Genomic DNA, 2997 nt, shown 5'->3' with positions numbered 1-2997 from the left:
CGCGTCATCGCCGACGGCCGCGAGAACGTCGCCCTCCTGGAGATCACCCAGATCGCGGACGTCGGGATGGGCTCGTTCTACAACCACTTCGCGAGCAAGGACGAGCTGTTTCAAGCCGCCATCAATGACGCCCTGGAGGCCCATGCCGACCTCCTTGACCGGCTGGCCGAGGACTTCGACGACCCGGCCGAGGTCTTTGCCCAGAGCTTCCGGCTCACCGGCCGCCTCCACCGCCTGGTACCCGAACTGAGCAGGGTGCTGCTCGCCCACGGACCAGCGCTGATCAGCTCCGACCGCGGCCTGGCGCCCCGCGCGCTCCGCGACATCGAGAACGGCGTCGCGACCGGACGCTTCTCGGTCGCAGACCCTCAGGTCGCACTGATGCTGGCCGCGGGCGGCGTACTCGCCCTCGGGCAGGCCCTGCACGACGATCCGACCCGTGACGACGCCGCCACCACCGACCAGATGGCGACCGACCTGCTCCGGATGCTCGGCGTGCCGGATGACGAGGCCCGGACCATCTGTTCCCACCCCCTGCCGAGCATCGACCTCTCGGACCTCACGATCTGAACATGCGTCCGGTTGGTCTGGAGCGGTGCGTCACTTCGCCGCGTCTGCACAACGTCGGAACCGCTCACACAAGGCTCCAGGTCAGCGCATGTCGACCTGGGCGATGGCGCGGAGGACTCCCGCAACGTGCTCGCACTCGTGCCAGATCGCCGTGTGTTCATCGACTGGCTCAGACGCGTAGTCCGACACGGACTGCACGTCGTCGACCACGGAACCCACATCGAGCTTGGGCTTCTTTCCGACCTTGTAGGCGGCGGAGTTCGGCACGTTCCAGTAGAAGTCGACGGGAATGTCGATCTCGGGACCGATCTGCTCCTCGATCGCCGTGAGTAGGCGCTCCATTGCTGCGCGCAGTTCTGACACCTTCAATGTGCCGGGAGGTTTCACCCGGTCAGGATGACAGGCGCCCGCATCTGCCCAGTCCGCCCGGATCCCAGGTAGCACGGCGAGGGCGACACCGACGACGCAACGGTGACCCAATCCGCCACCAGCTGGCATGGTCGGTGATTAGTTTCCCAGTACGGTGCCAGCGAGCACTTCGCCGGCATGCTCGCGGGCGTGCTCGTTCGGGTCGGCTGTGGCGAGTCGTTGGACGAGTTCCTCTGCTCCGGGTGGCCATTGCTCTCGCGGCCAATCACTGAGCGCATTGAGGGACATGTTCCGGTTCCGAGTCATGGGACTCTGAAGACCGATCAAGACCAGATGAGCACCGACCCCCGGGTGGCTCCTCAAGGCCTGAAGTGTCCAGTCGAGGGCATTGTGACTGCGCCACTCGGGGCCGAAGCCGGCCAGGTCTTGTGGACCGGTGCCCATGTCACCCAGGGGCAGAAGCTCGGTCGCCAGGTTCACAAGCTCCTCGGCACGTTCGGGAGTGGCGCCCTGCCAGGCGGCGAACCAGTCCTGCCCGAAGGGATCCTGGCGGATCCGTCGGACCTGAATGTGGAAGACGTCGATCCCTCGACGTCTTGCCGCCTGCTCAGCGCGCCAATATTCCACGGCGTCCGGCGACTCGAGTCCTGCTTGAATGCGTTCGATCCACTCCTGCCGCGCGAGGACCTCGTCGCAGAGGCGCTCGAATGCGTCCCGCCGTGTGGCACTCCAGCCACGAGCACCGAGGTCGTCCCACACACTTTCGGAGTCCAGGAACGACCGGATGGCCGCCACAGCCTGGAAATCATGGAGTGTTTCGGCACGACGGGCCATGTGTGCGAGGAAGGCCTCGGTGGCGTCCGCCCCGTCGTCGTAGTCAGTCATGTCCTCGGCTGGCCCGCCGTCGATCAGCGCGGCCAGAATCTCGCCTGCCGCGGTGAGGAGATCTCGGTCGGGCTCCTCGGCTCGCAGCGCCTCCAAAAGACCGCCGGTGGTGGCAGCGATGTGGGCCAGGTATTCGTACATCACCGAGTTTCGGAATCCCTCTCGGAGAATCCATCTCCGGATTGCTGGGTCCGTGGTGTCGCGGAGCCGCTCAACGCACTGGATGCGGCCCCACCCATCAACGACATTGGCCAGGGCCCACAGCTCTGACTCGGAGTCCTCCAGACCGTTCGACAGCGCCACCGCAGCGAACAAGGTGAACTCGTCGTGCGCCCCGAGTGCACGCACAACATCCACGTCCCGATCAAGGCCGGTCACCCCCAAGATCGCAATCCCGACCTTCACTGCGCCACGATCCGATGCTGTCGTCGCAAGCCACCGACCCAAGTCGTGCAAGCGTCCGCGATCTGGCTGGAGCTGAACGAGCTTCTCGATCAGCGGATCCATGAAGTCCAGAACGTTGTCTGATTGGACGGCCTTGTAAAGCCGACTCAGACGACGTCGCGTCGGTCGCTTGCTTGCCGCCACGAATGCTTGGGCGGCGCTGTCTGCGAGTTGGGCAGACCCAGCCCCACCGCCGTGGTGGCCAAAGGCTCCGTCCATGGCACCGGGCGCCCACTTGAGATCCCCGCTCATCACAGTCGCCTCGTCCGGCAGCGACGCGGCAGGTTCAACGAGTCGACCAACCTCATCCAAGTGGCCACGGATGAATTCGTAGATGGACGGTTTCCCAGTCACAGATCCGAGATCGAGGCTCACGGCGGCACTGTCTCACGAGCCAACCAGGACTGAGCACCATTTACCCGCCGCACGTCGTCTGTCGTGCGGCAGTGCCACACGACGCGGTCAGATCAGCGTGCCGATGTCGTTGCGCACGATGTTGTCGAGGGCACGTTCGGCGACGGCGGCGATCGTCATGGAAGGGTTGCATCCGGCGGTGGTGCCCGGGATGAGCGCACCGTCCAGGACGTAGAGGCCCCGCTGGCCCAACACACGGCCGTCGAGGTCGCACGTGGTGCCCATCGAGGCGCCGCCCAGCGGGTGCCAGGTGCTGGGTACGACGAGGTGCGTGTCCAGCACCGGACCGGTGAGCCCGGCGGTCGCCCGGATCCG

At 65.7% G+C, this 2997-nt stretch carries 4 protein-coding genes; 1 reads left to right on the top strand and 3 read right to left on the bottom strand.

Annotated elements, in window-relative coordinates; genetic code table 11:
• Positions 1 to 570, top strand: a 570-nt coding sequence (locus tag V6M39_RS01815) for a TetR/AcrR family transcriptional regulator (protein ID WP_332641950.1), incomplete at its 5' end; no start/stop codon positions are given.
• A gap of 81 nt (positions 571 to 651) precedes the next feature.
• Here V6M39_RS01815 and V6M39_RS01810 read toward each other — a convergent pair.
• The 3 genes from V6M39_RS01810 to V6M39_RS01800 form a co-directional block, all read right to left on the bottom strand.
• A complete protein-coding gene (locus V6M39_RS01810; protein WP_332641949.1) occupies positions 652 to 957 on the bottom strand; it encodes a hypothetical protein in 306 nt (101 codons plus the stop codon).
• A gap of 120 nt (positions 958 to 1077) precedes the next feature.
• Positions 1078 to 2643, bottom strand: coding sequence for a hypothetical protein (locus V6M39_RS01805; RefSeq protein ID WP_332641948.1), 1566 nt, complete (start codon positions 2641 to 2643; stop codon positions 1078 to 1080).
• Positions 2644 to 2730: 87 nt separating this feature from the next.
• On the bottom strand, positions 2731 to 2997 hold a 267-nt coding region (locus V6M39_RS01800; protein ID WP_332641947.1), incomplete at its 5' end, for a GMC oxidoreductase.

Origin of the sequence: Aeromicrobium sp., from assembly GCF_036675695.1 — a bacterium.
Lineage (GTDB): Bacteria > Actinomycetota > Actinomycetes > Propionibacteriales > Nocardioidaceae > Aeromicrobium.
Note: the sequence above shows the minus strand (reverse complement) of the source record. Positions and strands in the feature narration are given on the sequence as shown.